Origin of the sequence: Noviherbaspirillum denitrificans (assembly GCF_002211445.1) — a bacterium.
GTDB lineage: Bacteria > Pseudomonadota > Gammaproteobacteria > Burkholderiales > Burkholderiaceae_D > Noviherbaspirillum > Noviherbaspirillum denitrificans.
Window position 1 is genome coordinate 2,996,684 of record NZ_LSTO01000001.1, and the last position, 3,082, is coordinate 2,999,765.

Below are 3,082 nucleotides of genomic sequence, written 5' to 3' on the forward strand. Positions count from 1 at the left end.
AAACGCTGGCGGCCAGGCTCCAGCACCGACCGAAGCACCGAAGCACGAAGACAATTCGAATGGCTCCGGCAAACATGGCGCGCTCAAGTCACTGAAGCGGTCTGCAAACGTTGAAGAAGATTCGGCCAACAAGAACAAGTCCGACGACAGCAGCACGTCGGACGTCAAAGGGAAATCCGGCTCCGGCAAATCGATGAGCACGTCCGACGACGATGACAATTCCGGCCCGTCCATCGACAACGGGAAGTCCACCGCACACGATGTTCACGATACGGCTGGCCATTCCGACGGCTCACACGTGGACGCCGGCAACGACCTGTTCACGTTCGGCGACACGCATGGCAATGCGCACGCATCGACCAGCGCCAACTGGTCCGACGTGATCGAGATGGATATCAATGACGATCTCACTTCAGGACACAGCGGCACGTGGACCGAGGAAATCGATGGCCAGAAGATCGTCGATGGTCATGTACCGGACAAGCTCGATACCGATACCGGCAAGGGCCATTCGGACCACAGCGACATCGACACGCACCATATCGACAAGCTGCACTGGTAATCCGCGCAATCTTTGCTACGATGGGACGCCTGCAAGCGTCCCATTTTTTTTCCAAAACCATGGACACCAGTACCTCGCTTCCAACGATCTTCGTATCCATCGCCAGTTACCGCGATCCCGATTGCCAGAATACGGTGCGCGACCTGTTCGAGAAGGCAGCGCATCCGGAGCGCGTGTTCATCGGAATTTGCTGGCAATACGTCCCGGTCGATGATGACGATTGCTTTGTCCTGGACACCCGCCCGGAGCAGATCAGGACGATCAAGGTCCATGCGTCGGAAAGCAAGGGGGTCTGCTGGGCGCGCAGCCAGGTGCAGACGCTCTGGCGCGGCGAGGATTACTTCCTGCAGGTCGACAGCCATATGCGTTTCGCCGCAGGCTGGGATGACCTGCTCATCGAAATGCTCGGGAAGTGCGAGAGTCCGAAACCGGTGCTTTCCACCTATCCCCTCGCCTTCACGCCGCCGGATACGCTGGCCGACGACGGCATCGTGACCATTTTCCCGAAAGAGTTCGATGACCACGGCGTGCTCTCACAGCGATCCGAGATCTCGAACATGAAGGACGCACCGCCCGTCCCGCCGCGGAACGCCTTCATCGGCGCGGGCCTGGTCTTCGCGTCGGCGCGAATCATCGAGGAAGTCCCCTACGATCCCCACATCTATTTCGAGGGTGAGGAAATCACGCTCGCGGTCCGGATGTGGACCAAGGGTTGGGATATCCATGTACCCAATGCGGTGGTCGCCTATCACGATTACGGCCGGCGGCAGGAGCGTCCGCGCCACTGGCATGACCAGACTGACTGGAGCACGCTGAACCAGCACGCGCGCAAGCGCATCCGCCATCTGCTCGGCGTGGAGTTATCCGGGGACGGCGAGAACCTGGTGGAAATCGATCGCTTCGGCCTCGGCGCAGTGCGCTCGCTGGCGCAGTATGAGGCTTTCTCCGGACTGGATTTCCGCGCCCGCCTTTACAAGGGCCAGCCCTTGCAGCGTCCCGGCCTGGCAGCGGACACGCCCGAGCAGGTCGCCGCGCGCAAAGCGGTATTCACCCTCATCTGGAAAGAAAACCTGTGGGCCTGCGAAGAGACGCGTTCCGGCGCCGGCTCTGCCCTGTCGGCAACCACGGCACTGCGCGAGTGGTTGCCGAAGACCCTGGATTTCCTCGATGTGCGCATCCTCGCCGATGCGGGTTGCGGCGATGCGAACTGGATCAAGGACCTGACCACGTCGCTGCGTTTTTATTTCGGCTACGACATCGTGCCCGGACTGGTCGGCGACATGCGCAGCCGCATGCAGGAGCGCACCAACTGCTTCTTCTCGGAAGCGGACATCGTGACAACGACGCTGCCGGAAAGCGATGCCATCCTGTGCCGCGATTGCCTGACGCATCTCCCGCTCGACGCCGTGCTGATGGCCCTGAAACGTTTCCGCCAGAGCGGCGCGCGCTATCTTATTGCGACCACGCATCCGATCGGCCGCAATGCATGGATCCGTGGCGGCGGATGGCAGGCGCTGGACCTCACCGCCGCGCCGTTCAACCTGCCCGCACCGCGAATGGTGCTGGATGAAGGCGGAACCAAGAAACTGGGCGTGTGGGCGATGGCCGACCTGCCGGCGTAACGGCAGTGATCAGACGTTGCGGAAGGTCGACAGCAACCATTCCACAAAGGCATTGACCTCAGGGCGGTCGCGCACCGGTTTTTCGTAGACGATGTAGTAGGCGTGTGGCGGGGTCTTCAGCTGCACATCCGGGAACAGGTGCACGATCTCGCCGTCAGCGATCAGGTTCTGTACAAAATGCTTGCGTGTCAGGCCGACGCCATGGCCGTGGCGCACCGCTTCCAGCAGCAGGCCGAGGTCATCCAGGCGCAGGCCGGTCGAGGGTTCCGGCCAGTCGAGTCCGGCGACGTCGAACCATGGCTGCCACGGCTCCAGCGCGGAGCGCAGCAGCGTGGCCTTCTGCAAGTCGGCGGGCGAATTCAAGCCGCCGATCTTCTCGAGGTACTTCGGACTGGAAACGGCAAAGGTCGGTTCTTCGTACAGCTTCTCGGTCACGAGGTCGGGATACTTGCCGGCGCCGAAACGCACTTCCACATCGCTCTCCGACAGGCTCAGGTCGTACAGCGGCACGGACAGGAACAGCTCGATCACGATGTCGGGATACTGCGCGGTGAATTCCGCCAGGCGCGGCACCAGCAGGCATCGCGCAAAGGTCGGCGGCACCGTGATCTTGACGCGCGGTTGCGCCGGCGTGCTACGGTGCGGCAGCGGGAAATCGGTCAGCGTGCGCAGGGCAGCCTTCACGACATCAAGGTAACGCCTACCGAACTCGGACAGCGAGACCGTACGGCCGTCGCGCAGGAACAGGCGCTCCCCGACAAAATCCTCCAGCAGTCGAATGCGGTGCGACAGCGCCGACGGCGTGATGCACAGTTCGTCCGCCGCAACGGCGAAGGAGCCATGACGGGCTGCCGCCTCGAAGGCGGACAGTGCGTGAACCGGCGGTAGGCGGGGGGGC

Annotated in this window: 3 protein-coding genes; 2 read left to right on the forward strand and 1 reads right to left on the reverse strand. The window is 62.4% G+C overall.

Annotation, left to right across the window (positions count from 1 at the left end):
- Both AYR66_RS14515 and AYR66_RS14520 read left to right on the forward strand, forming a co-directional pair.
- Positions 1-562, forward strand: a 562-nt coding sequence (locus AYR66_RS14515; protein ID WP_206047177.1) for a hypothetical protein, incomplete at its 5' end; no start/stop codon positions are given.
- Between the two features lie 59 nt (positions 563-621).
- Positions 622-2,184, forward strand: a complete 1,563-nt coding sequence (locus AYR66_RS14520; RefSeq protein ID WP_170942151.1) for a GlcNAc-transferase family protein — start codon at positions 622-624, stop codon at positions 2,182-2,184.
- 9 nt (positions 2,185-2,193) lie between these two features.
- On the opposite strand, the gene AYR66_RS14525 is transcribed toward AYR66_RS14520, so the two are convergent.
- Positions 2,194-3,082 (reverse strand): LysR substrate-binding domain-containing protein (locus AYR66_RS14525; RefSeq protein ID WP_088709822.1); only part of this gene is annotated, 889 nt, incomplete at its 5' end.